The 25,125-nt window shown below is 47.7% G+C and carries 23 protein-coding genes; 3 read left to right on the forward strand and 20 right to left on the reverse strand.

Annotation, left to right across the window (positions count from 1 at the left end; genetic code table 11):
* Nucleotides 1–87: 87 nt before the first annotated feature.
* Both rsmA and INF29_RS00540 read right to left on the reverse strand, forming a co-directional pair.
* Entirely contained in the window at nucleotides 88–966 is an 879-nt protein-coding gene (gene rsmA, locus INF29_RS00535; protein ID WP_147569953.1) for a 16S rRNA (adenine(1518)-N(6)/adenine(1519)-N(6))-dimethyltransferase RsmA, read from the reverse strand.
* Nucleotides 967–981: 15 nt separating this feature from the next.
* A complete protein-coding gene (locus INF29_RS00540; protein WP_242970036.1) occupies nucleotides 982–1,482 on the reverse strand; it encodes a COG2426 family protein in 501 nt (166 codons plus the stop codon).
* Between the two features lie 204 nt (nucleotides 1,483–1,686).
* On the opposite strand from INF29_RS00540, the gene INF29_RS00545 reads away from it, so the two are divergent.
* Nucleotides 1,687–2,550 carry a MurR/RpiR family transcriptional regulator gene (locus tag INF29_RS00545; protein ID WP_022254183.1) on the forward strand — a complete coding sequence of 288 codons (864 nt, stop codon included), beginning with the start codon at nucleotides 1,687–1,689 and terminating at the stop codon, nucleotides 2,548–2,550.
* 111 nt (nucleotides 2,551–2,661) lie between these two features.
* On the opposite strand, the gene INF29_RS00550 is transcribed toward INF29_RS00545, so the two are convergent.
* The 8 genes from INF29_RS00550 to yycF form a co-directional block, all read right to left on the reverse strand.
* Nucleotides 2,662–2,946, reverse strand: a complete 285-nt coding sequence (locus INF29_RS00550; RefSeq protein WP_022254184.1) for a Nif11-like leader peptide family natural product precursor — start codon at nucleotides 2,944–2,946, stop codon at nucleotides 2,662–2,664.
* 63 nt (nucleotides 2,947–3,009) lie between these two features.
* Nucleotides 3,010–5,037, reverse strand: a complete 2,028-nt coding sequence (feoB, locus tag INF29_RS00555; RefSeq protein WP_243184049.1) for a ferrous iron transport protein B — start codon at nucleotides 5,035–5,037, stop codon at nucleotides 3,010–3,012.
* Nucleotides 5,038–5,039: 2 nt separating this feature from the next.
* Entirely contained in the window at nucleotides 5,040–5,264 is a 225-nt protein-coding gene (locus INF29_RS00560; RefSeq protein ID WP_087988492.1) for a FeoA family protein, read from the reverse strand.
* Between the two features lie 111 nt (nucleotides 5,265–5,375).
* Nucleotides 5,376–6,236 (reverse strand): two-component system regulatory protein YycI, encoded by an 861-nt coding sequence (yycI, locus tag INF29_RS00565; protein WP_193484042.1) that lies wholly within the window; start codon nucleotides 6,234–6,236, stop codon nucleotides 5,376–5,378.
* 26 nt (nucleotides 6,237–6,262) lie between these two features.
* Nucleotides 6,263–7,717: a hypothetical protein gene (locus INF29_RS00570; RefSeq protein ID WP_193484043.1), complete on the reverse strand. Its 1,455-nt coding sequence runs from the start codon at nucleotides 7,715–7,717 to the stop codon at nucleotides 6,263–6,265.
* Between the two features lie 42 nt (nucleotides 7,718–7,759).
* Nucleotides 7,760–8,191: a hypothetical protein gene (locus INF29_RS00575; RefSeq protein WP_087988489.1), complete on the reverse strand. Its 432-nt coding sequence runs from the start codon at nucleotides 8,189–8,191 to the stop codon at nucleotides 7,760–7,762.
* Nucleotides 8,192–8,335: 144 nt separating this feature from the next.
* Entirely contained in the window at nucleotides 8,336–10,138 is a 1,803-nt protein-coding gene (locus INF29_RS00580) for an ATP-binding protein (protein WP_143158914.1), read from the reverse strand.
* A 15-nt stretch (nucleotides 10,139–10,153) separates the two neighbouring features.
* Nucleotides 10,154–10,858, reverse strand: a complete 705-nt coding sequence (gene yycF / locus INF29_RS00585; protein WP_022365475.1) for a response regulator YycF — start codon at nucleotides 10,856–10,858, stop codon at nucleotides 10,154–10,156.
* A 206-nt stretch (nucleotides 10,859–11,064) separates the two neighbouring features.
* On the opposite strand from yycF, the gene INF29_RS00590 reads away from it, so the two are divergent.
* Nucleotides 11,065–12,042 (forward strand): membrane lipoprotein lipid attachment site-containing protein, encoded by a 978-nt coding sequence (locus INF29_RS00590; protein WP_193484044.1) that lies wholly within the window; start codon nucleotides 11,065–11,067, stop codon nucleotides 12,040–12,042.
* A gap of 35 nt (nucleotides 12,043–12,077) precedes the next feature.
* Nucleotides 12,078–13,139: a hypothetical protein gene (locus tag INF29_RS00595; protein WP_193484045.1), complete on the forward strand. Its 1,062-nt coding sequence runs from the start codon at nucleotides 12,078–12,080 to the stop codon at nucleotides 13,137–13,139.
* Nucleotides 13,140–13,362: 223 nt separating this feature from the next.
* Here the strand turns inward: INF29_RS00595 and INF29_RS00600 are convergent, their stop codons facing one another.
* From INF29_RS00600 to INF29_RS00645, 10 genes are all read right to left on the reverse strand, one after another.
* Nucleotides 13,363–14,700, reverse strand: coding sequence for a glucose-6-phosphate isomerase (locus INF29_RS00600; protein WP_191343884.1), 1,338 nt, complete (start codon nucleotides 14,698–14,700; stop codon nucleotides 13,363–13,365).
* A gap of 47 nt (nucleotides 14,701–14,747) precedes the next feature.
* Entirely contained in the window at nucleotides 14,748–15,857 is a 1,110-nt protein-coding gene (locus tag INF29_RS00605) for a G5 domain-containing protein (protein WP_072848043.1), read from the reverse strand.
* A 187-nt stretch (nucleotides 15,858–16,044) separates the two neighbouring features.
* Nucleotides 16,045–20,322, reverse strand: coding sequence for an acyl-CoA dehydratase activase-related protein (locus tag INF29_RS00610; RefSeq protein ID WP_193484061.1), 4,278 nt, complete (start codon nucleotides 20,320–20,322; stop codon nucleotides 16,045–16,047).
* A gap of 16 nt (nucleotides 20,323–20,338) precedes the next feature.
* Entirely contained in the window at nucleotides 20,339–21,001 is a 663-nt protein-coding gene (locus INF29_RS00615) for a TetR/AcrR family transcriptional regulator (protein ID WP_193484046.1), read from the reverse strand.
* A gap of 275 nt (nucleotides 21,002–21,276) precedes the next feature.
* The gene (locus INF29_RS00620) at nucleotides 21,277–22,032 is read right to left on the reverse strand and encodes a TraX family protein (RefSeq protein WP_193484047.1); all 756 of its coding nucleotides are present in this window, start codon (nucleotides 22,030–22,032) and stop codon (nucleotides 21,277–21,279) included.
* A complete protein-coding gene (locus INF29_RS00625; protein ID WP_193484048.1) occupies nucleotides 22,029–22,220 on the reverse strand; it encodes a hypothetical protein in 192 nt (63 codons plus the stop codon). Before INF29_RS00625 ends, INF29_RS00620 begins: the two co-directional genes overlap by 4 nt.
* 43 nt (nucleotides 22,221–22,263) lie before the next feature.
* Nucleotides 22,264–22,635, reverse strand: a complete 372-nt coding sequence (locus INF29_RS00630) for a hypothetical protein (RefSeq protein WP_072848048.1) — start codon at nucleotides 22,633–22,635, stop codon at nucleotides 22,264–22,266.
* Between the two features lie 21 nt (nucleotides 22,636–22,656).
* Nucleotides 22,657–23,502, reverse strand: a complete 846-nt coding sequence (gene rsmI / locus INF29_RS00635; protein ID WP_087988482.1) for a 16S rRNA (cytidine(1402)-2'-O)-methyltransferase — start codon at nucleotides 23,500–23,502, stop codon at nucleotides 22,657–22,659.
* A 2-nt stretch (nucleotides 23,503–23,504) separates the two neighbouring features.
* Nucleotides 23,505–24,248, reverse strand: a complete 744-nt coding sequence (locus INF29_RS00640) for a tRNA1(Val) (adenine(37)-N6)-methyltransferase (protein WP_330608230.1) — start codon at nucleotides 24,246–24,248, stop codon at nucleotides 23,505–23,507.
* Nucleotide 24,249: 1 nt separating this feature from the next.
* Nucleotides 24,250–25,122 (reverse strand): PSP1 domain-containing protein, encoded by an 873-nt coding sequence (locus tag INF29_RS00645; RefSeq protein ID WP_087988480.1) that lies wholly within the window; start codon nucleotides 25,120–25,122, stop codon nucleotides 24,250–24,252.
* Nucleotides 25,123–25,125 lie beyond the last annotated feature (3 nt).

Below are 25,125 nucleotides of genomic sequence, written 5' to 3' on the forward strand. Positions count from 1 at the left end.
ATTTTTAGTATAGCACGTTCCTATCAAAATACAATACATTTCCTTTTTTGAACAAAAAAGCTCTGACTTTCGTCAGAGCATATCTATTTACTGATTCTGTTTTGCTTCAAAAACTGCGTCTGTCAGTTTGGCAAAATCCTCAATGGACAATGCTTCCCCTCTGACACGAGGGTCCCAACCCAAAGAAGTGAGAATTTCTGTCCATTCTTCCTTGGAAAAGCCCAGATTCCCCTGATTGAACAGACAGTTCAGCAGTGTTTTCCGACGCTGTCCAAAGGCGCATTTCACCAGATGGAAGAACAGTTCTTCATCTTTTGCGGCAATTTTCCGCTCCGGCAGCACTTTCAGTGTGATGACTGCGGAAGCTACCTTGGGACGGGGCATAAAGCAGGAAGGCTGCACGATCATATCCAGATGGGCGTCACAGTAATACTGTACCGCAATGGACAGAGCGCCGTATTCCTTATCCCCAGGACCTGCCTGCATCCGTTCCGCTACTTCTTTCTGTACCATAACGGTGATGGTGTCCACTTTCCGCTCATTTTCCAGCAAATCCATAATGATGGGTGTGGTGATGTAATAAGGCAGGTTTGCCACCACTTTGATGGGGCGGTCGTTATTTTTCTCCCGAATGATGGCGTCAATATCTGTTTTCAGGATATCCTGATTGCGAACTTCGATGTTGTCATAATCTGCCAGTGTTTTAGACAGAATGGGAATCAGGTTGCTGTCGATTTCAATGGCAACCACTTCTCTGGCGTGTTCTGCCAATACCTGTGTCAAACTGCCGATACCGGGACCGATTTCCAGCACACAGTCCTCTTTTGTGACACCGGCACATTCTGCGATATTATCCAGAATGTTGCTGTCAATGAGGAAGTTCTGACCGAAATTCTTTTTGAAGTAAAAGCCGTTTTCCTCAATGATCTGTTTGGTTCTGGAAGGTGTTGAAATACGTTCTGCCATGTTCTCTCCCCCTTCTTACAGTCCCAGACTGCCCAGCAGACCGAAGGACAGTACAGATACGATGATGCCAGCTGTCAAAACCCCTGCCATGATAACGGGGAATGTCTTTTTGGGGTCCATGCCCAACAACGCGCTGATGAGAGCACCCATCCATGCACCAGTACCGGGCAACGGCACTGCAACAAAGAGGAATACGCCCCAATAAGCGTATTTACGAATCTGCTCACTTTTCTGATCCGCTCTGCGTTCACACCATTCCACTACTTTGCGCATGGGCGTCTTTTTCAGTACCTTGAAAATATACCGGATGAACAGCAGGATAAAAGGAATGGGCAAGATATTGCCAATATATGCGATGATGAATGTGGGCAGCCATTCCATATTCATAGCAAAGCCCGCAATGATGCCGCCGCGCAGCTCCAGAATGGGCAGCAGGGAAACCAGAAATACAATCCATTCCCGCGCCAGCGTACCTTCAAATGTTGTTACAAACCAATTTGCAATTGTTTCTGCCAAATAATCTCCTCCTAAACGAAATTTTCCAATTCATACATTGCCTTATTATATACGAAAACCTGCCGCCTTACAACATTTTGGACAAAGGCGAATGTATATTTTTTGAAAATTTACGGCTTTTTTACTTTTTCTATTGAAAAGGGCTGGGGAGTGTGAGAAAATGGGGCTACATAGTATATGCAAGAAATGGAAAAGAGGGAGACTATGACAGAAGAACTACGGGCGCAGCTTATGGGCGTAAAGCTGACAAAAAAAGAAAAACTCATTGCTGAGTTTATTCTGGATAATTTTGCAGAAGCATGTTTCATCACATCGACGGAAATCGCAAGACGCCTGCAGGTCAGCGACTCCTCTGTCATTCGCTTCACCCGCACTTTAGGGTATACAGGCTTCATGGATTTCCAGCGGAGCATCCGCAAAACCTATACAGAACGCATCAACAGCGTTTCCGACAACATCACCATTCCGTCTGAAAGACTGAAACTGAGTATCGGCAAGCTGGATCAGAGCGACATCATGGAAAGCTATTTTTCCAATGTACTGCAAAACCTGAAATCCTGCGTCAACCAGAACGATTCCCTGTCCTTCGAACGGGCTGCAGGGCTCATTACAGGCAGCAAACGGAAATTCATCGTCACATCCCGTGCAAACTCCTGCGTGGGGGATATGCTGCTTCTGCTGCTGAAGCATCTGCTGCCGGATGTTTACGAAACATCCCACCCTGCCCTCAACGTTATCGACCATCTTTGCGACATTACGGAAAATGACTGTATCGTTGCCGTCAGCTTCCCCCGTTATTCGGAAATGGACTTGCTGGCAGCCCAGATGGCTTATGAAGCCGGCGCAAAGATTGTCCTCATTACAGACAAAGCAAGCTCCCCTCTGGCAAAGTATGCCACACAGCTTCTTACCGTTAGCGTAGACAGTAATACCTTCTTCAACTCCTACGTTGCGGTGCTGTTCACCATTGAACTGCTGTGCTCCTTCATCAGTAAAAAAATGGGGTATTCCACAGAAGCAAAATTGCAGCTCATCGACAAATATCTGTCTAAGGTTGGGCTGTTCTAATGACCTTTCACAAGGAAACATCAGAAATAGAAAGCCGGCGTTTCATGGACTAAATGTCTTGAAACGCCGGCTATTTTCATTTGCATTGTCTTCTTCTCTGAGAGCAATTTGTTATGCGTTTTTCAGTGCATCCAAAGACGCGAAAAACAAATCGTATGCATCTTCCCAGCCATCCAGGGGATAACTTGCGCCGCCATTGCAGCTTTTGAGCAGATTGGAGGTATACTCCTCCCCTTCTCCGAACAATTCCCCTACGGTAATGGGAAAGCCTTTTTCCGTTGCCAATGTGCACAGCGCCAGTGCCGGGTCTGCTTCCTTTCTGGTCGCTTCCAGAGCAGCCAGCAAAGCAGGGTCCGCTTTTGCCATCTCCAGTAATTTCCATAAATTTTCGTTCATTTCTGCCACCGCCTTCTTTTGTTCCTTTTCAAGTACTCAGTATAGCACATTTTTTCCAAAAAATTAAGTCAAACCAAAGAAACAGAACAAACCGTGAACAGCGGCACACAGACAAATCCCAATGATCGTTGGCAGCAGGAAAGAAATCGCCGTCCATTTCCGGCTGCCCGTTTCCTTGCGGATGGTCAGCAGTGTGGTAGCGCAGGGGAAATGGTTCAGGGAAAACAGTATAGCACAGACAGCCGTCGTCCAAGTCCAGCCGTTTGCCGCCAGCATTGCCCCTGTCTGGCTGCCCCCTTCCACTAACATGCCGCTTTGACTGTAAAACATCAGCAGGATGGGCAGCACAATCTCATTGGCAGGCAGTCCCAGCAGAAACGCCAGTAAAATAGGACCGGAAAGCCCCATAATTCCTCCCAGCGGTTCCAGAAACAGGGCAATCTGTGTCAGCAATGTGCCATCCCCTATCTGAATCCGCTGGAGTAACCAAATGACTGCCCCTGCCGGTGCTGCCGCTGTGATGGCACGCCCCAGCACAAAAATGGTTCTGTCCAGCAAACTTCTCACAAGCACCTGCCCAATCTGCGGACGGCGAAAAGGCGGCAATTCCAGTACAAAAGCAGAAGGCATCCCTTTCAGCACTGTTCGGCTCAAAAAGAAGGAAACCAACAGCGTCATGCCCACAGAAAGCCCAATGACCACAAACAGGGCAAAACCAGACATCCACGGCTTTCCCACTGATAAGAACACAGCTATCAACAGCAAAATCGTTGGAAACCGCCCATTACAAGGCACAAAGTTATTGGTCAGTATGGCAATGAGCCGTTCTCTGGGGGAATCAATGATACGGCACGCCGTGACCCCTGCGGCATTGCAGCCAAAGCCCATACAAAGTGTCAACGCCTGTTTGCCGTGAGCCCCTGCCCGACGGAACAGCCCATCCAGCTGAAACGCAATCCGCGGCAGCAGACCACAATCCTCCAGCAGGGTAAACATAGGAAAAAAGATAGCCATAGGCGGCAGCATCACAGAAACCACCCAGCTGACCGTCAAGAACACCCCATCCATGAGGAGGCTTTCCAGCCAAACAGGGCTTGACTCCAGCGCACTGCGGCAAGTTGCCCCCAGCTTGGTAAAAACGGACATGAGCATTTGAGAAGGCACATTGGCTCCTACCGCCGTAATCCAGAACACCAACGCCAGCAAAAGCAGCATCAACGGCACTCCAGTCCGTTTCCGCAAAAACAGTTTATCCATCTGTGCCGTTGTATCCCCTTTTCCTTCGTTCTTCTTGCAGACAGCAGCCGTCAGGGTTTCTGCCCGTTTCTGAAAACAAAGAGAACGCTCTTTTCGATAAACAGCAAGGGCTTCTTCCTCCCCTGCAAAATACCCATTGCATTTAGTTCTCCATTGGCGCAGTTCTTCGCCAACTTCTTCTGACAAAACATCCTCCTCTTTTTGCCAAAGAAAATCCAGTAGGAGCGGTCTGTTTTTGCTTTCCGGCAGGAGATTCTCTCCTTCTGCCAGCAATTTTATAAAATCCTCCGGCAAAGCCTTATGAAAAGGCGTATGGCGCACATGTGGTTCCTGCTCCATGACTTTCTCCAAAGCCGCTGTCAAATCTGACAACCCTCTTCCCGTTCTGGCAGCCGTTTTCACCACGGGAACACCTGTCAAATCTGACAGCTTTTTGTCATCAATAGAAATCCCCTTTTTCTCCGCTTCGTCTGCCAGATTCAGACACAGCACACAGCGGGGCATCAATTCCATGACCTGCAAAGCCAAAGGCAGGTGACGTTCCAAAGCGGAGGCATCCACCACCACAGCCACAGCGTCCGCATCACCGAAAGCCAGAAAATCCCGGGCACAGGCTTCTTCCGCACCGGCAGAAAAGAGAGAATAAATTCCCGGCAGGTCTACCAGAACCGCCTCTTTCTCTCCCAACCAAAACCGTCCCTCTGCCCTGCCTACGGTCTTTCCAGACCAGTTGCCTGTATGCTGTTTCAGTCCCGTCAAGGCATTGAACAGGGTACTTTTTCCTGTGTTAGGATTGCCTGCCAGAGCGATACAGGGTCTTTTTTCCTCACCCATCCTCATTCCACCGCCTTCACCTGAATTTGTGCCGCATCGCTGTCCCGAAGGGCAATGCGGGTCTGTTTTACATGATACAGGCGTGTGCCGCCCCAAGGGCATGTATACAAAGGCACCACCTGACTTTCTTCACAAAAACCCAAGTCCAGCAGACGCAGCAGATGGCTTTCCACCACCTGACAGCTCTGCCCCAGAGGGACTTCTGACAAAAGCATGCTTCCCTCCATATTCCCACCTCCCGGAAAAATCCTGTTATGCACAATATATGCCCAGCATAAGGGGGTGTGCCTGTACAAAAAAACAGACCTGCGTTTTCTTATATCGCAAGTCTGTCTGTTTTATTCTTCATTGATAAGTTTGCAAATATAGGCGTTGATGATGTATGGTTCCGCCTGTTCCATGAGATAAATGCGGTAACAAGGCACCGCGTAAAGCATGCCTTCCTTGGTCTGGTTTTCTTTATCCGACAGGTCGTAGCCAAGCTCCATACGGTTCACTGTCACAGCCCCTTCCGGCTGGTTTTTCCGCAGTTCCCGCATGAATGTGAGCAACGCTTCATCGGCATAGAAAATATCCTTTTTCTCGCCGTTATAACCCACCACAGGGCAATAAACAAACTGCACCTGATAAATGCCTGCCTGAGATACAAACACCCGGAAGTAATTGGAAAATACGATGGTATCGTCATACTTCTCATAGAACACCACACAGTAGCCTTCCTCTGTTTCCAAAAGGTCATAGGAAACAAATTCCCCAAATATTTTCTCTTTGCCGTCCATGTATTCCTCTGCCTTTTTCAAGGCATCTCCTCGGCTCAATTCACCTTTCCCTTTTTCCACCTGAGGAAATGTGAGAGTGCCGTGGGCGCCTTCCACCGTCAACTCTGACGAAGAAGTACGATATACGGTCGTGGTCTGACTGGGGACAACGGTGGTCTTTTCTCCGTCAAAAAATGCCCGTTCCAGATCTTCTTTGGTATATGTGGGCACCATACATTCCAGACGGCTCATGGGTTCTGTTTCCGTGATGAGGTCTGTATACATGGTAATGCCGTTTTTGGAAAGCACTTCAAAAATCGCCTTTTCCTGAGAAGCAGTCATGGCGCTCTCCCGGTTCTGCTGATAGTTAAGCACCGCCAGACAGGCGTTCAATATCACCAGCAGCACAACAACAAACTTTTTCGCTTTTTGCCACTCCATAGACTGCCTCCTTTCTTTTCAGATTTTCAGGAATTGGTGGATGCATTAACCACAGTTTCCGGTTCTGTTTCTGTCACTGCCGTTTGCTCCGGCAAAGTACTGTCTGTTTCAATGAGGAATATCCGGTCGTAAAGATTTACAAACCACTGCAAACGGATGCCTTCTGTCCGGTCTGCAAAATATCCCAGCGCAATATTCTTCACATCTGCAATTTCCCGCTGTTCCACCGTTTCCTGATACAGACGGTTAGCCGCGTCCAGCGCATCGATGAACTGCACATCCAGACTGGCGTCTTTTGCACCGGATGCCTCATAATTCACTGCATAGCGGCGGTATTTCTTAACGGAATTGTTGCTGACCGTCACTTCAATGGCATGCTTCATGCCAATTTCCTGCTGCACGCTTTCCGACAGATATACAGGCAATCCATTTACGGCGTAATCGAAGTAATAAACTGTTTCATTGCCGCTTCCGCCAATATCTGCCAAATATACATCCGTCTGCAATGAAGCGTCATTGGTCATAAAATTGCAGCTGATCTGATAGCCATCCAAAAGGGCTGTTTTCGGACCATCGCTGCCGTAATTTTCGTAGTTATAGTATTCCAGCATCCGGCTGCCCGGGTTATAACGGAGCACCACAGAGCTGTCACTGAATACAAAATTTCCGTTTTCATCCCGCTGGCTCCAGTCCACGGAGAAATTACGGAAAAATCGTTCTGCCGTATTTTCCAGCAGCACACGGCTCACAGCGCCATCCTGCTCAAAGGCAGGCACCTGCCGCAAGGTATCATACTGATAGGGCAATTCCGCCCACTGGGGCAGGAACAGATTCCGCCTAAGGACAGCAGAACTGGTTTTCTGCCCGGTGGAAATATAAACCATTTCCCCTTCCGGTTCTGCCTGCAATGCCTCAAAAAGTATGGGAGCCGATTTGCTTTTCATGGCACGGTAAACCACGCAGTCGTTGGTCTGGGAATTGACAAAATACGCCTTGCTTTCCTCCCCTGTACGCCTTGCGGGCACAATGGTGATATAGTCAAAGCTATCCAAATCCTGACCATTTTTCAGACTGCGCATGCCCTCCAGATAATCATCCATATTAATCATAAAATCATACTGCATGACAATACATTTGTTCTGCAGCATTTCTTTCCAGTCGGCTTTTTCCAATTCCGTGCTCTCGCCGATGTTTTCCGCCAGTATTTCCTGCAAAACGTCGTTGGCTTTTTCCAGCATGTCACTGCTGCCAACTTTGTCAGGATAGTATACGGAAAAATTGGATGCTCCATCCCCTACGGCATATCTGGTTGCCAGCAGCGCATTGCTTTCTGACGCCTCATCCGTAGCAGAAATGGATTCTTTTACTGCACGAAAAAAGTTATGGCCTGCTGTTCCTTCAAGCCATAACTCTCCTGTCTGATACACAGCGGCTATGACCAGAACAACAATGATAACATTTGTAATCCTGTTTCTTTTCATTCGATCTCACCGCTTCTTTATGAATTTATATTTTTGCGCTCCTTAGTACAGACCGGGCAGCGCGATCATGTTTTGCAGATCTTTTTTCAGCTGATTGGGCAGGCGCTTGATCACAACTGTGTAAGACGCTTCATCGTACCCAGCTTTATCCGCCGTCAGTGTCACATAGTTATAACCCATTTCCAGTCCAACGGTAGCTGCGAAGATTCCCATGGAACCTACAGTCACTTCCTGTGCGCTTACAACGCTCATATCCCCGTTGGCGTCTTTACAGCTGACAGATACAGAAACCTTTGTATTGGGTTTCGCTTCGCCGTAGATGGTGCGGCTGCTGTCAAATGTAGATTCTGTTTCTTCCTGGTACAGGTCGATACCGCTGCTGACAGTGATGGGAGTTACCTCTGCGGCAAATGCACTGACGGGAGAAAAGCACAGAAGTCCTGCCAAAACCAAGCCAAACAATCTTTTTTTCATCTCCGTCACCTCCTTACCGTCTACTCGTATTTTTCACTGCCATTATTATACAGCAAGAATATTACAGTTCTGTTACAGTGCCCTTACAGTTTTTTAACACCTGATTTTTCCAGTTACTGCGGTGTCGTTTCGGGAAAAATCCTGTCATTCTGTGGGACCGCCTGTTTTGAATTCGTGTTCGTACTCCAGTTCTGGACGTTCTTTGGGGAACCACATGGTCATAGTCGTGCCTTTGCCATACTCACTTTCTGCCGTCAGGCGACCCTTATGGCTTTCCATGATTTCCTTGGCAATGGCAAGCCCCAGACCGGTGCCGCCCATAGCACGGCTTCTGGCTTTGTCCACACGATAGAAACGCTCGAAAATACGAGGCAGGTCTTCTCTGGTGATGCCCATACCTGTATCTTTGACGGAAATTTTGTAATATTTCTCGTCCTCGGTGATGAAGATACGGATTTTTGCCTGCTCTAAGCTGTATTTGATGGCGTTTGTCACAATGTTGTTGACGACCTGACCCACACGATCTCTGTCGCCGTAAATGATGACAGGATGGTCGCAAGGCTCAAAGGTCAGTTCCTGATGTTTCGCTTCCGCATGAATCTTGCTCTGGCGAACGGTAGTCATGAGGAATTCGTTCATTTCGATTTCCGTAATATTCAGGCGCACCTGCTTATTGTCAAAACGGGAAAGCTGCAACAGATCCCGTACCAGGAACGCCATACGGTCGGATTCGCTGTCGATGATGGACAAGAATTCCATGGCTGTTTCCCTGTCGTCCAGTGCCCCTTCCATAAGGGTTTCCGTATAACTCTTGACCGTAGTCAAAGGCGTACGCAGTTCGTGGGAAACGTTTGCCACAAATTCTTTCCGCATGTCGTCCAGTTTTTTCTGTTCTGTAACATCCTGCAATACCACCACAACGCCTTCCATTTCTTTTTTGGGGTTGTAGTGAGGAGAGAATGTGGCGTGAATAAACTGCTTATCCACAGGGAATGTGACTGCCTTGGAAAGCTCATCCCCCATATCCAAATATACACCGGTGCTGATATCAAAGGCACGGATAAAATGGGAAAAATCCATATCCATCTTATCCACCTTCAGCATTTCCTCCGCTGCCGTATTGGCAAGCATCAGCTCGCCATCCTTGGCAAAGGAGATAACACCGTCGCTCATGTTATGCAAAATGATTTCCATACGGTTTTTCTCTTTGGAGATTTCCGACATGGTCTTTCTCAGTTCCGCTGCCATGTAGTTGAAACTGCTGGTAAGCTGCCCAATTTCGTCATTGCTGCGGACTTTCAGACTCTGATTCAGCTTCCCTTCCGCCATGTTCTTTGCCCCTCTGGTCAGTGCCAGAATAGGTCCTGTCAAGGTCTGGGCAAAGACATAACCCATGATAGCCGCCAGAAACAGGGCGATGGATACTGCCACAATGATGATCTTCGTGGTTTCGTTGAGGCTGCTCTGCATATCGCTGGCATCCAAACGGGTATACACGATATATTCCACATTGCCGTTTTCATCTGTCACAGGCAGGGCATAGCTCATCCATTCCTTCAGCAGACCAAAGGAGTCCGTGCTTTTCTTGCCGGAAGAGAATGTGGCTGTGCCATTCATGCCGGCAATGACTGCCTGATCTGTATACTGGGTAAAAGGCGCTTTGGGCGATGTGGTAGACGCAATGGTCTCCCCTTCGGCGTTCAGCACATTCCCCTGAATACCCATGGCATTGGTTACTGTTGCCTGCAAGTCTTCCTGAAAGCTGTCCGCATCCCCTGCATCAATGACCTGCTCCACGATCTTTTCCGCGTAGATCTCCAGCTGCTGTCTTGATTTATTTATTTCGATATTCCTGAGGCTCAGCAGGATATATGTCCCGCTGACGATCATCACAATGAGCACCAGCCCCAGATACATCGCGATCAATTTCCATTTTATGCTGCGCAATGATCCCACTCCGTTTTAATCACAATCAAAATAATAACCAACACCCCGTTTGGTGAGGATATAGGCAGGTTTGCCGGGATCGTCCTCGATTTTTTCCCGCAGACGGCGCACAGTCACGTCAACAGTACGAACATCCCCGAAATACTCATAACCCCATACCTTCTCCAGCAGGGTTTCTCTGGAAAACACCTGTCCTTTCTGCTGTGCCAGAAACTTCAAAAGCTCAAATTCACGCAGTGTCAGGTCGATGGTCTTACCATCTTTTTTCACTTCGTAGCGGTCAAGGTTCAAAGACAGCTTTCCGTAAGGAGATGCTTTCTCGTCAGATGCTGCCATGCCTGCTGCTTCCTGAAGGGCAGCCACTTTCCGCAGGTTCGCTTTCACCCGCGCCATGAGCTCCCGCACACCAAAAGGCTTTGTTACATAGTCGTCTGCGCCCATTTCCAGCCCCAGAACCTTGTCCACTTCTTCGGCTCTGGCTGTGAGCATAATGATAGGCGTATGTTTTTTCTCTCTGATTTTACGGCAAGCCTCATACCCGTCCATTTTGGGCATCATAATGTCCAACAGAATCAGATCGGGATTCTCCTCAAAGGTCTTTCTGACCCCTTCTTCCCCGTCCGATGCCGTAATGACCTGATACCCCTCTTTTTTCAGGTTAAAGGCAATGATATCTACAATATTTTTTTCATCGTCAACAATCAAAACTTTTCTGTCCATAGCTTCGATTCCCCCTTCAGAATCAAAATTTTCCCTTTCAAAAAATTATACTAAATTTTGAAGGAAATGTAAACCAATCCTCTTTTTTGAACGAAAGATACGGCAGTTTTGTTCCAGATTGCCCCGTTATCAGACAAGTATACATAGCTTTCTGTAGTTTCCTATGATAGACTGGAAAAAAGGGCATATTTAAAGGGGGAATGGATATGAAAAGATTGATTGTATTACTGCTGTTTGTGCTGGCACTTTCCGGCTGCGGGCGGGAAATGTGGCTCAAAGGCGAGGTCATCGGGCGGGAAACCGATGAAAATGGAAACCTGACAGCCATTGTTACAGAAACCGAATCCCATGGAACCGTTCGCTTTCTCTTTGCGGAAGACACCGTCGTGGATCAGCTCAATGGAGAAATTACCGTGGAGGATTTTCTCACAAACGATGCTGTATATCCTGTTGTTTCCGTCTACGCCGACGCCAATACCAAAACATTCGGTTCTTATGAAGGGGAGGAAATCCCCGGCTATACTGCCCTTCTCATCCATCTGGAAGGCGGTTATAAATCAAATACCAAAGTCCTTGCTGACGGCACCACATTGCACATTGTGGAAAAAGAAGGAGAAAACCAGTATGAACTGGAAGATGGCACACTGCTCCTCACAGAATCTCAGTCCACAGCTTCCGTTCTGCAAAAACTGAAACTGGAGCCTTTGTATGACCTTTCCGAACTGTTGGAACAGGCTTATGCCGCATACAAAGAAACAGAAAATCCCAGTGATTTTTATCCATATGCTGTTTCGCAGACAACCTCTCTGACAGCTTCCAATGAGGAACTCTATTATCTTGAAACAAAAGTCAGACTTTCTACGTATATAAACAACACAACTTCCAACTCCGTAGGACTGGCAGTGGACAGAGAAACAGAAATTCCCATTCCCACTGCGAAACTGTTCACCTGTCCGGAAAATGAAATCGGCACAAGGCTTCTGGCACTGGCAGACCTGTCTGACGCAGACAGAGCCGCCATGGAATCCGCTTTCCAACTGGAAAATGTGATATTCGTGGGCGATTCCATCCGCATCAAATTCCCGGAAAACAGCCTTTCTGCCTATCCCGAAGGTCGCATTGTTGCCATCGAAGATACAGAAGGCATCCATGCCCTTCTCCATGACTGGGCGATTCCCGAATAGGAGAAGCGCATTTTCCGACAAAGGGGGATCATAACATGAAAAAAACTGTAATATTACTGTTCCTTTGCCTGTTGGCGCTGACTTCCTGCGGAGCACGCACTGTAAACGCCCATGGAAAAATCATTGCCAGAGAAACAGACGAAAATGGCAGGCTTGTTTCTGTTGTAGCGGATACGGAAACCAACGGCACCATCCGCCTCATCCTCATGGAAAACACCCATCTGGATGTTCCCGCTTCTTTTTCCGAAGAAGACTTCCTGATGGATGACAGCCTGTATCCCTTCATCTCCACGGTCTATAACGCACGGACGGGGAAAAACGATACCTACGAAAATAAAAAAATCCGTTGCTATGAAGCGGAATTGATCGATATGGATATTGAGAAAAACAGCACTCCCGCCTCCACCGTCACGCTGTCTGACGGCACAGAACTGCGGGTATATGCTGACAGCGACCACACACTATACACCTTAGCAAACGGTACAGACCTTTTGCGGGAAAACCATCCCCAGTCACCAGAAAATGTCATGGCAGTAGGGAAGAAAAACATCAACAATCTGGATGAAAGCGCAAAATCCGCTGTTCTTTCCTACTATGAAGAACGAGGACGCCTTTATGACATTATGGAAGAACTGGAAAAAGCTTATGCCATCTACCAGCAGAGTCAGAACAAAGAAAACTTCTCCTGTATGCTGTTGGAGCAGAGTGTTTCTCCTGCGGCAGCCAACGACAGGCTCCTATTTTTCCAGACTTCCCTGCACCTGCCTTTGGCAGAAAAAACCTTTACCGAGCGTAATCAGTGCGAAGTCTTTGACCGCAAAACAGGCGCCTATATTCCCATAGAAAACCTGTTCACCTGTCCTCCCGAGGAATTGGGCAATCAGCTTTTGGAACTGGGAACCGTGTCCGAGGCTGATCGAGCGGATATGGAAGCCGCTTTCCAACCAGAATATATCGTCTTTATGGATAATTCCTTATGTATTGACTTTCCCGCAGGCAGTCTAACCAATCATAAAGAACAGTATATCGTCCCGCTCAAATATACCTCAGACCTGCGCGCATTGATGCAAGACTGGGCGATTCCCGACGAAAGATAAGGAAAAAGCACATAACAAAAGCAGTTTCCCCTTAAGAACACATTATTTTTCCTTTTCCTTGAGTTCTTAAGGGGAATTGCGACGGCTTTCTTCAGCAGAAAACATACCGAATCATTCCAAATAAAAAAGCTGAAATCTTTTATCATTGTAAAGATTTCAGCTTTTATGTTTTCTTATAAAGAAGCCCCTAAATGTTCTGTGCTTTTCTTACTGAAAAATCTAATCAGCCGTTCAGACGTTTTTCCAGTTCTTCTTTCATATCTTCGTAACCGGGTTTGCCCAGCAGTGCGAACATATTCTTTTTGTATGCTTCTACACCGGGCTGGTTGAAGGGGTTTACATCCAGCATATAGCCGCTGATGCCCACTGCTTTTTCAAAGAAGTAAACCAGTGCGCCGAAGTGCCAAGCGTCCATACGATCCATTTCGATAACCATGTTAGGTACGCCGCCGTCCATGTGTGCCAACATAGTGCCTGCAAAAGCTTTGCTGTTTACAAACTGCATTTCTTTGCCTTTCAGGAAGTTCAGACCATCCAGGTCTTCTGCATCGAAAGGTACCAGCACTGTGCTCTTAGGTTCTTTGCACCACATAACGGTTTCAAAGAAATAGCGGCTGCCTTCCTGGATGAACTGACCGATGGAGTGCAGGTCTGTGGAGAAGTTTGCAGCTACAGGGAAAATACCTTTGCCGTCTTTGCCTTCGCTTTCTGCGTAAAGCTGTTTATACCATTCGCCGAAAGAAACCATGTGAGGTTCATAGTTTGCCAGGATTTCCACTGTTTTGCCGTTGCGGTAGAAGAAATTTCTTGCTGCCGCATACTGATAGCAGGGGTTTTCCATGATGTCAGGGTTGCTGTAAGCTTCTCTTGCCCACTGTGCACCTTCCATAACTTTGTCGATGTCTACGCCTGCCACTGCCATAGCCAGCATGCCTACGGCTGTCAGAACAGTGAATCTGCCGCCGATGTCATCGGGGATGACGAATGTTTCATAGCCTTCTGTGTTGCACATGGTTTTCAGTGCGCCTCTGGCTCTGTCTGTTGTTGCGTAAATACGTTCTGCTGCGCCTTCTTTGCCATATTTGTTTTCCAGCAGCTGTTTGAAGATACGGAAAGCGATGGCAGGTTCTGTGGTAGTACCGGATTTGGAAATCACGTTTACAGAGAAATCTCTGTCACCCAGAATACCCAGAATGTCGCTCAGATAAGCGGAGCTGATGTTGTTGCCCACGAAATAGATGTCGGGGGTTGTTTTCTTTTTGTCTTCGTTGTAAAAAGGTGTTTTGATGAAGTCCAGAGCGGTTCTGGTGCCCAGATAAGAGCCGCCGATACCGATAACAATCAGTACTTCACTCTGTTTCTGAATTTTTTCCGCTGCTTTTTTGATGCGGGCAAATTCTTCTTTGTCGTAGTCTACGGGCCAATCTACCCAGCCTACGAAATCGTTGCCTTTGCCTGTTTTTTCATGGAGCGCTGTGTGACATGCTTTCACTTCTTCTGCCATTGCAGCAAAGTCCTGTTTTGTCACAGCATCGCCTTTGACTGAAAATGTAATGCTCATCTTTGGTTCCTCCTCTTTATTATGTTGTCCCCATATTTTCATTTATATTACTGCGTCCCTTTCAAAATGATTTCGTTGACAGGTTCCTGAATGACTTCTTTGGAAACTTCTTTTTCCTCTGTCACAAAACCATTGACGCGTGTAATCTGAATGGTGCTTTTTTTCTGACCGTCCTTGCCCTGCTGGATTACCCGCTGATAGCTGGCAGGCTTGGTGTCGTCATACTGTGTTTCATACTGCTTGGGTTCCACACTGGTCAGCACCTGTGTTTCCACAGATTTGACGGAAACCATAGGCTTCTGTTCGGTAACATTCAATGTCTCACCGATGACAACCGCATCTTTTGCGCTGGGATTCATTTCATACAGTTCTTCCAATGTCATATCAAATTCTGCCGCAATACTGCCTGCCCGATCCCCTGTTTTTACGGTATAGGTCGTGGTGACAGGTGTGGTGCTGGTCAGTTTTGCCACTGCGTCATCCACAGACAGGATTTCCGCAGAATCCACGAACTGATTTTCCACGGTCACATTTTCCACAAAGGAAATTTCTGCATTGGAATTTTCGTCCTGAGGCAGATAAGGTTCTTTCAGCTTATCCTGTACCTGCTGGGCTTCCTCCGCCGTTGCCAGAGGCGCCACTGCACCGCCGTCTACAAAGATCACAGACGCTTCCACTTTATAAGTGACTGCATTGCGCAGTTTTGGCATCAGATATTCCATGGTGCAGATATCTTTTTTCCGGTCACCAGACACATGAAGCTTTTCCGCCCGGATCTCCTCATTGACTTGTACATTGGTACCCACTGTAGTTGCCAGCTGGGCTTCCAGATTGGTCTTGATTTCTTCGGCGGAAATGGATGTGGTACTCAAAATACCCATGCTTTCCTCGCCCACAAACACTTCCGTACCATTTTTATGAAAAAACGCAAAAAACAGGATCAAAACAACGATGACCGCAACGCCAATTCCGGCTTTTTTCGGTGTAAGCTGCATATTCTTACGGGCTTTATTGCCTTTCTGCCCGCCGGATTTTCGGCTGCGCTGTGTTTTTTGTCTGCCTTTTTTTCCTCGATTTCTTTCCACATCGGCACCGGCTTTTCCGCTGTAAGCAACGCGTTCCTCACGCTTTGGGAACAGCTCCGTTTTTTTCGCCATTGGGCTTTCGCCTCCCTTCGGTCTGCAAAAAAATATGTCGATACATCTTTTATTTTATGCCATTGGGAAACGGATTGCAAGAAAAAAACAGCAGAGTTCTTCACAAAGGGCAGTTTCTGTACGCAAAAAAGCCGGAAATTTCCACAAATCGGAATTTCCGGCTTTCTGTTTACACTTGATACAGCCCTTAGTCTTCTTTTACGGAGAAAGCTGCTTTTGTTACGGAGTGACGTTCTTTCAGAGCGTCTGTTCTGCCTGCTGCCAGATTCTTTTCTGCAGAGGACAGCATCAGTTTGATACGGTTGAGCTGGTTGACTTCACTTGCGCCCGGATCGTAGTCGATGGCTACGATATTGGAGATGGGATACTGTTTACGCAGTTCCTTGATAACGCCTTTGCCCACAACGTGGTTAGGCAGACAGCCGAAGGGCTGTGTGCAGACGATATTGGGTACGCCGCTGTGAATCAGTTCGATCATTTCCGCTGTCAGGAACCAGCCTTCACCAGTCTGGTTGCACAGGGAAACCACTTTCTTCGCATATTCGCCCAAAGTACGGATATCTTCGGGACGGTCGAAGCGTTTGCTCTTTTCCAGTGCTTTCATCAAAGGTTTCTGATACCATTCGATGACTTTTGCCAGTGCGTTGGCAATGATTCTGCCTTTTCTGGTGCCGCCCAGATATTTTTCTTTCTGGGTTGCGTTATAACAGCAGTACAGACCGAATGTCAAGAGGTCAGGCACAACAGCTTCTGCGCCTTCTCTTTCCAGCAGGTTTACCAGATCGTTGTTGGCTGTGGGATGGAATTTTACCAGAATTTCCCCTACCACACCAACACGAGGTTTCTTCATATCTTCGTAGATTTCCAGATTTTCGAAATCACGAATGATGCCTTCGATATTGCTGCAGAATGTCTTTCTGTCTGCACGCAGGATATCTTTTTTGACTTTTTCATTCCATTTTTCGTACAGTGCGTTTGCGGAGCCTTTTACCTTTTCATAAGGACGGGTGCGGTAAAGCACACGCATGAAGGTATCGCCGTAAACCAGTGCCTGCATGGCTCTGTGGAGCAGTGCGGGTTCATATTTGAAGCCGGGGTTCTTTTCCAGACCTGCAGGGTTGATGGAGATGACAGGGATGTTAGGCATACCTGCGTTTTCCAGTGCTTTACGGATGAAAGCGATGTAGTTTGTAGCACGGCAGCCGCCGCCAGTCTGAGAAATCAGCAGAGCGGTACGGTTCAGGTCGTAGTTACCGGACAGCAGACCGTTCATCAGCTGACCAATGGTGATCAGTGCAGGATAACATGCGTCGTTGTTTACGTATTTCAGACCTGCGTCGATGGCATCTTTATCCATAGCTGCCATGACTTCCAGATTGTAGCCGCATTTACGGAAAGCGGGTTCCAGAATGTCAAAGTGGATAGGAGACATCTGAGGACACAGGATGGTGTAATCCTTCCGCATTTCTTTTGTAAAGAGTACACGTTTCAGAGAAGCGTCGCCTTTTCTCAGTTTTACGTTCTTTTCTTTTCTGTCTTCGATGGCAGCGATCAAAGAACGGATACGGATTCTGGCTGCACCCAGGTTGTTTACTTCGTCGATTTTCAGTGCTGTGTAAATTTTGCCTGCTGCTGTCAAAATGGCTTTGACTTCGTCCGTTGTAACAGCATCCAGACCACAACCGAAGGAGTTCAGCTGAACATATTCGATATTTTCCTGTTTCTTAACGAAAGCTGCAGCTTCGTACAGACGGGAGTGGTAAGTCCACTGGTCACGAACAACGGTAGGACGTTCCAGATGACCCATATGTGCCACACTGTCTTCTGTGAGAACAGCGATGTTGTAGCCTGCAATCAGTTCGGGAATACCGTGGTTGATTTCAGGGTCTACATGGTAAGGACGACCGCCCAGCACAATACCTGTCATGTTGTTGTCTTTCAGGTATTTCACGGTTTCTTCGCCTTTTTTGTGCATGTCATGACGGAAGTTTTCCCATTCTGCCCAGCCGGCTTCTACAGCGGCTTTGATTTCTTTTGCATCGCAGCCCATGGGAACGAATTCGTCTGTCATACGTTTGATGATGGTTTCAATCTTATCCAAAGAGAGGAAAGGATTCATGAACTTGATGTTCTTTTCTTTCAAATCCTCTACGTTGTTTTTGATATTTTCGTTATAAGATGCCACGATGGGGCAGTTATAGTTGTTGTCAGCTGCGCTGCTGTCCCGTCTTTCGTAAACGATACCGGGATAGAAGATGAAGTCTACGCCCTGTTCGATGAGGTACATGATATGACCGTGTACCAGTTTTGCGGGATAGCAAACGGATTCACTGGGGATGGATTCCATACCCTTTTCAAAGATTGCCTTTGTGGAATAAGGGGACAGTACCACACGATAGCCCAGTTTTGTGAAGAATGTGAACCAGAAAGGATAATCTTCCCACATATTCAGCACACGAGGGATACCAACGGTGCCTCTGGTTGCCTGTTCTGCTGTGAGGGGTTTATAGTCGAACAGTCTGTGGCGTTTGTATTCATACAGGTTAGGAGCGGGATTTTCGTTCTTTTCTTTGCCCAGACCTCTTTCACAACGGTTGCCTGTGATGAATCTTCTGCCGCCGCTGAACTGGTTGATGGTCAGCAGACAGTGGTTGGTGCAGCCCTGACATCTAGCCATAGTAGACTTGATTTCCAGCGCGTTCATTTCTTCACGGCTTACCAATGTTGTCTGGTAACCTTCTGTATATTTATCTCTTGCGATGAGTCCTGCGCCGAAAGCCCCCATGATGCCGGCGATGTCAGGACGAACGGCTTCTCTGCCGCTGATGAGCTCAAAGCTTTTCAGTACAGCGTCGTTATAGAATGTACCGCCCTGTACAACCATGGATTTCCCCATAGCCTTAGGGTCAGCGATTTTGATAACTTTCAGCAGTGCGTTTTTGATAACGGAATATGCCAGACCTGCGGAAATATCCGCTACATCTGCCCCTTCTTTCTGTGCCTGTTTTACACGGGAGTTCATGAAAACAGTACATCTGGAACCCAGGTCGATGGGGGCTTTTGCGAAAAGGGCAATCTTTGCGAAGTCTGCAACGGTGTAGTTCAGAGATTTTGCGAAAGTTTCGATGAAGGAACCGCAGCCGGAGGAGCATGCTTCGTTCAGCAGTACGCTGTCGATGACGCCATCCTTGATACGGATACATTTCATATCCTGACCGCCGATATCCAGAATGAAGTCTACATCGGGTTTGAAGAACTGTGCTGCTTTATAGTGCGCAACGGTTTCGATGTAGCCCAGATCCATCATCAATGCTTCTTTGATAAGTCCTTCGCCGTAACCGGTTACGCAGGAATTGCGGATAGTCACGCCTTCAGGCATCAAATCATACATTTCATTCAAACTCTGCATAACCACTTTCAGAGGGTTGCCTTCGTTGCCTGCGTAGAAGGAATAGAGCAGGTCGCCCTGTTCGCTGACCAGAGCCACTTTTGTAGTGGTGGAACCAGCGTCGATACCCAGGAAGGCATTGCCTTTGTATGTAGAAAGAGGTACGCGTTTTACTTTATCTTTATCGTGGCGTTCTTTGAACACCGCATAATCATCTTCGTTTTTGAACAGAGGGTCCAGACGGCTGACTTCTGCGGACAGTTCTGCGCCTTTTTCCAGACGACCCAGCAGAGTATCAAAGTCCAGATTTGCTTCGCCTTTGTTGGAAACGGCTGTACCGTAAGCTGCAAAAAGGTGAGAGTTTTCAGGCAGCAGTGCAGTTTCGTCTGTCAGGTGCAGTGTTTCAATGAAACGCTGACGCAGTTCAGAAAGGAAATGCAGAGGACCGCCCAAAAATGCCACATGACCGCGGATAGGTTTGCCGCATGCCAGACCGGCAATGGTCTGGTTGACAACTGCCTGGAAAATGGAAGCTGCCAGGTCTTCTTTTCTTGCCCCGTCGTTGATGAGGGGCTGGATGTCTGTTTTTGCGAATACACCACAGCGGGAAGCGATGGGATAAATCACTTCATAACCTTTTGCGTATTCGTTCAGACCTGTTGCGTCTGTGTGCAGCAGGCTTGCCATCTGGTCGATGAAGGAACCAGTACCGCCGGCACATACACCGTTCATACGCTGTTCCACATTACCGCCGGAGAAATAAATGATTTTCGCGTCTTCGCCGCCCAGTTCGATGGCAACATCTGTCTGAGGCACAACGGTTTCGATGGCGTTTGCTGTAGCAACCACTTCCTGGATGAAGTCTACGCCAACGGCTTTTGCCAGCGCAACGCCGCCGGAGCCGGTGATCATGGTTGCAAATTCACAATAACCCAATTCTTCCTTGGCTTCTGCCAGGATTTCTTTTACGGTTTTCTTGATTTCGGAAAAATGTCTGCGATAGCGACTAAATACAATTTCATTTGCAGAATCTGTCAGCACGACTTTGACTGTTGTGGAGCCGATATCGATCCCCATTTTGTATGTCTGTTCATTATGATACTGCACTGTTCACACCCCCATGTAAATACTTCAGATAAATGTCCTGCACGGCAATGTCCCGCCAGAGCTGTTCTTCCATATATCTGTACTTCTCTTCGTCGTCAATGGTTTCATCCAGCACCTTCAGTGCCAGGATGCCGTCCTGCATGGCAAGGGTCATCATCACGCAGCTTTCGATGTCCACATCTGCGGCAATTTCCTTGCGTTCCTTGCCCCGCTCCAGTATACGGTGCAGGATTCTTTTTCTTTCTTCGGTATTCTGTGCAAAATAGCTTTGCACTTCCTCATATTTTTTCATGCCTTCATAAAGCAGGAAGTAAAAATCCCGAAAGGCAATATCCATACCAATGTTTTCCTGGAATCTGCGGAAGCGCTGCGGCGCAAAAAAGGCATCCCACAACAGGTTTTTTGTGGAAACGTCCGGGTGTTTGTTTTCCCATGCCTGCCGCATTTCTTCCAGAGGCTGTAAGTAATAGGGGCGCAGGTACGTTTCGATGACCTTAACCACCAGATCTTCACGGCTTTTGAAGCAATAATAAAAGCCGCCTTTGGTGGTGCCTGCTTCCCGAATGATTTCGTTGGTGGAGATATCGGAAAACCCTTTGCCCAAAAACAGCCGAAATGCTGTCTGCAAAATATTCAGTTCCGTTTTCATGCGATCCCTCCTTTATGTATACATACAGACCGGTCGGTCTGATTTCTGTAACATTATATGCCCTTAGTCCGTTAAAATGCAATTAAGAAACCGCTAAGATGTCGTTAAGAATCGCGGTATATCAACATTTTCTCCAATTTTTCCGTGTCGATTCCGACATGGATGCGCATTTTTCCCAAAGAAAAAACAAATGTCTTTCGACAAAACCTACTGTTTTTGTATACAAAAAAACAGATTCCCCTTTTGCAGGGAAATCTGCTTTAAAGAAATCTTTTTTACATCACCAAACAATAGGCTCCTGCCAGACACAGCAAATGGACAGGATAGAACAGATAAAAGGCATATTTGCCGCCTTTCTGCCCCACTTCCCCCTGATACCGTCCCAACAGCGCCCATGTGCCCAAAGCCACTGCCAGATACATGAAAGACTCAAAAACAGCCAGGAATGTAATGCCCCAAGACAGCAGTGCCAGAGGAATCCAAAGACCGTAATAAAAGAGTATCATCCAGAACATGGCACGCCACCGCTGAGGGGAATGCCAGGTATACCAGAGCACAAAGACAAACACCACGCCAAAACCGCCGTAATCCGTCCCCATGACTTCTGCCAGCAGAGCAATGAGAAATACAGCAAATTTGCCCATGTCCCTTCTGTCCTTCTGCACAGAATAAGCATAGGCGACACAGGACAACACCCCAAAAAACAAGGTCATCATCACATTGGTAAGCCCAAAGGACAGGGAAATTCCTCCCGTTAAAATCAGGCTTTTCACCATCTGAAAAGGGATTTCCGCCAGCAGGGCAAAGCCAAAGAGCCGTTTCAGATAGGCTCTCACGTTGTGGGTGTGCCATACGCCTTCCGCCAGCTGGAAGGCAAAAATCAGAAACGCCATCCGCCCCAAAGACAGGACAGCCGTATACAAAGTCTGCCCCATGGCAGGCTCCAGCACATCCTCAAAAATCTTCATGGCATGATCCAGAAACATGGAACAGATGGCAAGTATCTTCAGTTGAAATCTCGTCAATGTCATATGGATTCCTTTCCCGTAAAAAAGCGGCTTTGCTCAGCAGTTGCCCTTAAGAAAACAGTATTTTCCCTTTTATTGGATTTCTTAAAGGGAACTGCAATGGCTGTCTTCAGAAGAAAACAATCCTCATAAAATGTTGATAAAAATGTGAAAGCTGAAATCCTTTCTTTCTCAAAGATTCCAGCTATCATTGTTTTCTCCCAAAGCGGCATAAAACCAAACGCCGCCCTTTTCTCATATTCTTGTCATTTCCTGAATTTTATCCAGCTGATGGGCAATGATCTGGTTTTTGGTACGGATGCAGATCATCTGGATCTTGTTCATACCGATCAATTCCCCTTCAATGATGGTTTTCTGTGTGGTAGTGATGCGGATACGCATGCCCCGCTGGAACTCTGCCCCACGGAACAGAATGGTTTCAATGGGGAACAGCTCATGGCACCGTTCCATGACCCGCGCCATATCCACCTCGCCAAAGGTCTTTTTCACCACTTTCACACTTCTGCGAACACTTCTGATAAATTCAATGATTGCCCAGATCACAAAGGCAATGATTGCCGCCAGAATGATCTGAGAGCCGCTCAATGATTGAAATCGTTCCAACATATCCCATCACCCTCCTTTATTTCAGTCTTTATGCAGATAGCTGTAAATTTCCCGTTTGGATACGCCGCGATCCTTTGCCACCTGCTTCATGGCGTCTTTTTCACTGTAGTTTTGACGGAGATAATGCTCCATGTGTTCCTCGATGGAAACGCTTTCCCAGCTTTCCTGTGCCGCCTGCCGCTGCTGCTCCAAAGTATAACCAGCAAATACCAGCACAAATTCTCCTTTTGGCGGCTGGGCAGTAAAATGGGCTTTGATTTCCGCCACAGTACCACGGCGCACTTCCTCGAATTTCTTTGTCAGCTCCCGAATGGCTGCCATTTCCCTGTCGGAACCAAAAATCTTTTCCAGTTCCTCCAAAGTATCCAGCAAACGATGAGGTGCTTCATAAAAAATCATGGTGCGGTGTTCCTTTTCCAGTGTGGAAAGAACTGCACGCCGTTCTTTTTTCTCCATGGGCAAAAAGCCCTCGAACACAAACCGTCTGGTATCCAGACCGGAAAGCACCAGTGCCACTACCGCCGCAGATGCGCCCGGCGCTACGGTTACAGGTACCCCTGCTTCGTAGCACAGCTTCACCAAGTCCGCACCGGGGTCAGAAATCCCCGGCATACCAGCATCTGTCACCAGTGCGATAGTTTCTCCCGCCAGCAGCCGTTCCACCAGCTTCGGGCCTTTTTCCGCCTTGTTATGCTCGTGGTAGCTGGTCATGGGGGTTTTGATTTCAAAATGATTCAGCAGTTTCAGGGTATTGCGGGTATCTTCCGCCGCAATGATGTCTGCCGTTTCCAGCAGTTTCAGCACCCGCAGCGTCATATCATCCAGATTGCCGATGGGGGTGGCGCATAAATAAAGTGTTCCTGCCATACTCACGCCTGCCCTTCTCCGTAATAAATGTCATAGATTTCGTCGGTATATTCTCCCGGCGCTTTGTAAATCACAAGGGGTGGCTCCACCTTCACCATAGGCTTGCCGCCTCTGCCCGCTTCCACCAGTACCATAGAAGGCGCTTTATCCACAAAGGAATGGACGAACCGCAGCCGTTTCGGCTCCAGTCCATACTGCCGTAGCGTGCATATAATATCCGTCAGTCGATGGGGACGATGCACCATATAGAACCGTCCGCCGGGACGCAGCACCTTTGCGGCGCCCTTCACCACATCCTCCAATGTACAGAGGACTTCGTGACGGGCAATGGCCTTAGGCCCGGAAGGATTTTGCAGACCGCCGCCCTCATTCATATAAGGGGGATTGGAAGTGACCACATCGAATACCGCGCCGCCGAAAATAGCTGCCGTTTCCTTGATGTCCCCTTCCACAATCTCCACTTTTTCCTCCAGTTCATTGAGCGCCACACTGCGTCTTGCCATTTCTACGCTTTCCGGCTGTATTTCCAGTCCTGTGAAATGGCTTCCCAGCGTTCTGCCTTCCAGCAGAATGGGCAAAATGCCAGTACCTGTACCCAAGTCCAGCACTTTTTCTCCTTTTTTCACCCGTGCGAAGCCGCTGAGGATCACGGCATCCACACCAAAACAGAACCGTTTGGGGTCTTGGATGATGACATAGCCCTTGCGGTGCAGGTCATCCACCCTTTCTCCCTCTTTGATCAACACATCAGTCCTCATACTGCTTCAATTCCTCTGATACAGGCTGCTGTTTCCGTTTCTTCTTGGATTTGATGACTTTGATCTCATCCACATGATAAAAAGCAATGGTAGGGGGATCGTTTTCCGTTTTCCGCACTGCCGCTTTCACCTGCTGCATCAATACGTTTGTGGAAAGGATTTCCCCGGTACCGTCAGGGGTAGAGATAATATCCCCCACAAAAGGCAGTTTCTTGTTCAGTTCTTCGTATACATCTTCTTCGTACTTCAGGCAGCACATGAGTCTGCCGCAGATACCGCTGATTTTCGTGGGGTTCAGCGCCAAATTCTGGTCTTTTGCCATTTTGATGGACACGGGCTGGAAATCCCCCAGGAATGTAGCGCAGCACAAAGCTCTGCCGCAGATGCCGATGCCGCTGAGCATTTTCGCTTCATCACGGACACCGATCTGCCGCAGTTCGATACGCATACGGAACACTGCCGCCAGTTCTTTTACCAGTTCACGGAAGTCTACACGACCGTCAGAGGTAAAGTAAAAGATCAGTTTATTCTTATCGAATGTCATTTCCACATCCACCAGTTTCATGTCCAGTTCCAGACGGGCAATCTTCTGCAGGCAGATGCGGAAGGCTTCTTCTTCCTTCTTGGCATTGGCTTCCACCACTTTGGCATCCTCTGCTGTGGCAGGACGCAGTACCTTTTTCAGAGGAGGTACGATGGTTTCTTCGGGCACAAAGGTATTTTCTTTGATAACCGCGCCATATTCAATACCTCTTGCTGTTTCCACAATGGCAAAACCGCCTTTTTCCAGTTTCTGACCATCGGGATCGAAATAATACATTTTACCGGCTTTTTTGAACCGGATTCCTACAACTTCTATCATACA

The organism is Anaerotignum lactatifermentans (genome assembly GCF_014982935.1).
Classification (GTDB): Bacteria; Bacillota; Clostridia; order Lachnospirales; family Anaerotignaceae; genus Anaerotignum; species Anaerotignum lactatifermentans.

What these genes read in the sequence shown, in the direction of transcription:
- INF29_RS00645 (WP_087988480.1), bottom strand. Translation starts at nt 25,122, where the DNA reads ATGATAGAAGTTGTAGGAATCCGGTTCAAAAAAGCCGGTAAAATGTAT.
- rsmI (WP_087988482.1), bottom strand. Translation starts at nt 23,502, where the DNA reads ATGGCAGGAACACTTTATTTATGCGCCACCCCCATCGGCAATCTGGAT.
- INF29_RS00550 (WP_022254184.1), bottom strand. Translation starts at nt 2,946, where the DNA reads ATGAACGAAAATTTATGGAAATTACTGGAGATGGCAAAAGCGGACCCT.
- feoB (WP_243184049.1), bottom strand. Translation starts at nt 5,037, where the DNA reads ATGGGTGAGGAAAAAAGACCCTGTATCGCTCTGGCAGGCAATCCTAAC.
- INF29_RS00605 (WP_072848043.1), bottom strand. Translation starts at nt 15,857, where the DNA reads ATGGCGAAAAAAACGGAGCTGTTCCCAAAGCGTGAGGAACGCGTTGCT.
- rsmA (WP_147569953.1), bottom strand. Translation starts at nt 966, where the DNA reads ATGGCAGAACGTATTTCAACACCTTCCAGAACCAAACAGATCATTGAG.
- yycI (WP_193484042.1), bottom strand. Translation starts at nt 6,236, where the DNA reads ATGGAGTGGCAAAAAGCGAAAAAGTTTGTTGTTGTGCTGCTGGTGATA.
- INF29_RS00570 (WP_193484043.1), bottom strand. Translation starts at nt 7,717, where the DNA reads ATGAAAAGAAACAGGATTACAAATGTTATCATTGTTGTTCTGGTCATA.
- INF29_RS00610 (WP_193484061.1), bottom strand. Translation starts at nt 20,322, where the DNA reads ATGGGGATCGATATCGGCTCCACAACAGTCAAAGTCGTGCTGACAGAT.
- INF29_RS00590 (WP_193484044.1), top strand. Translation starts at nt 11,065, where the DNA reads ATGAAAAGATTGATTGTATTACTGCTGTTTGTGCTGGCACTTTCCGGC.
- INF29_RS00625 (WP_193484048.1), bottom strand. Translation starts at nt 22,220, where the DNA reads ATGATAGCTGGAATCTTTGAGAAAGAAAGGATTTCAGCTTTCACATTT.
- INF29_RS00595 (WP_193484045.1), top strand. Translation starts at nt 12,078, where the DNA reads ATGAAAAAAACTGTAATATTACTGTTCCTTTGCCTGTTGGCGCTGACT.
- INF29_RS00575 (WP_087988489.1), bottom strand. Translation starts at nt 8,191, where the DNA reads ATGAAAAAAAGATTGTTTGGCTTGGTTTTGGCAGGACTTCTGTGCTTT.
- INF29_RS00560 (WP_087988492.1), bottom strand. Translation starts at nt 5,264, where the DNA reads ATGGAGGGAAGCATGCTTTTGTCAGAAGTCCCTCTGGGGCAGAGCTGT.
- INF29_RS00615 (WP_193484046.1), bottom strand. Translation starts at nt 21,001, where the DNA reads ATGAAAACGGAACTGAATATTTTGCAGACAGCATTTCGGCTGTTTTTG.
- INF29_RS00630 (WP_072848048.1), bottom strand. Translation starts at nt 22,635, where the DNA reads ATGTTGGAACGATTTCAATCATTGAGCGGCTCTCAGATCATTCTGGCG.
- INF29_RS00545 (WP_022254183.1), top strand. Translation starts at nt 1,687, where the DNA reads ATGACAGAAGAACTACGGGCGCAGCTTATGGGCGTAAAGCTGACAAAA.
- INF29_RS00600 (WP_191343884.1), bottom strand. Translation starts at nt 14,700, where the DNA reads ATGAGCATTACATTTTCAGTCAAAGGCGATGCTGTGACAAAACAGGAC.
- INF29_RS00620 (WP_193484047.1), bottom strand. Translation starts at nt 22,032, where the DNA reads ATGACATTGACGAGATTTCAACTGAAGATACTTGCCATCTGTTCCATG.
- yycF (WP_022365475.1), bottom strand. Translation starts at nt 10,858, where the DNA reads ATGGACAGAAAAGTTTTGATTGTTGACGATGAAAAAAATATTGTAGAT.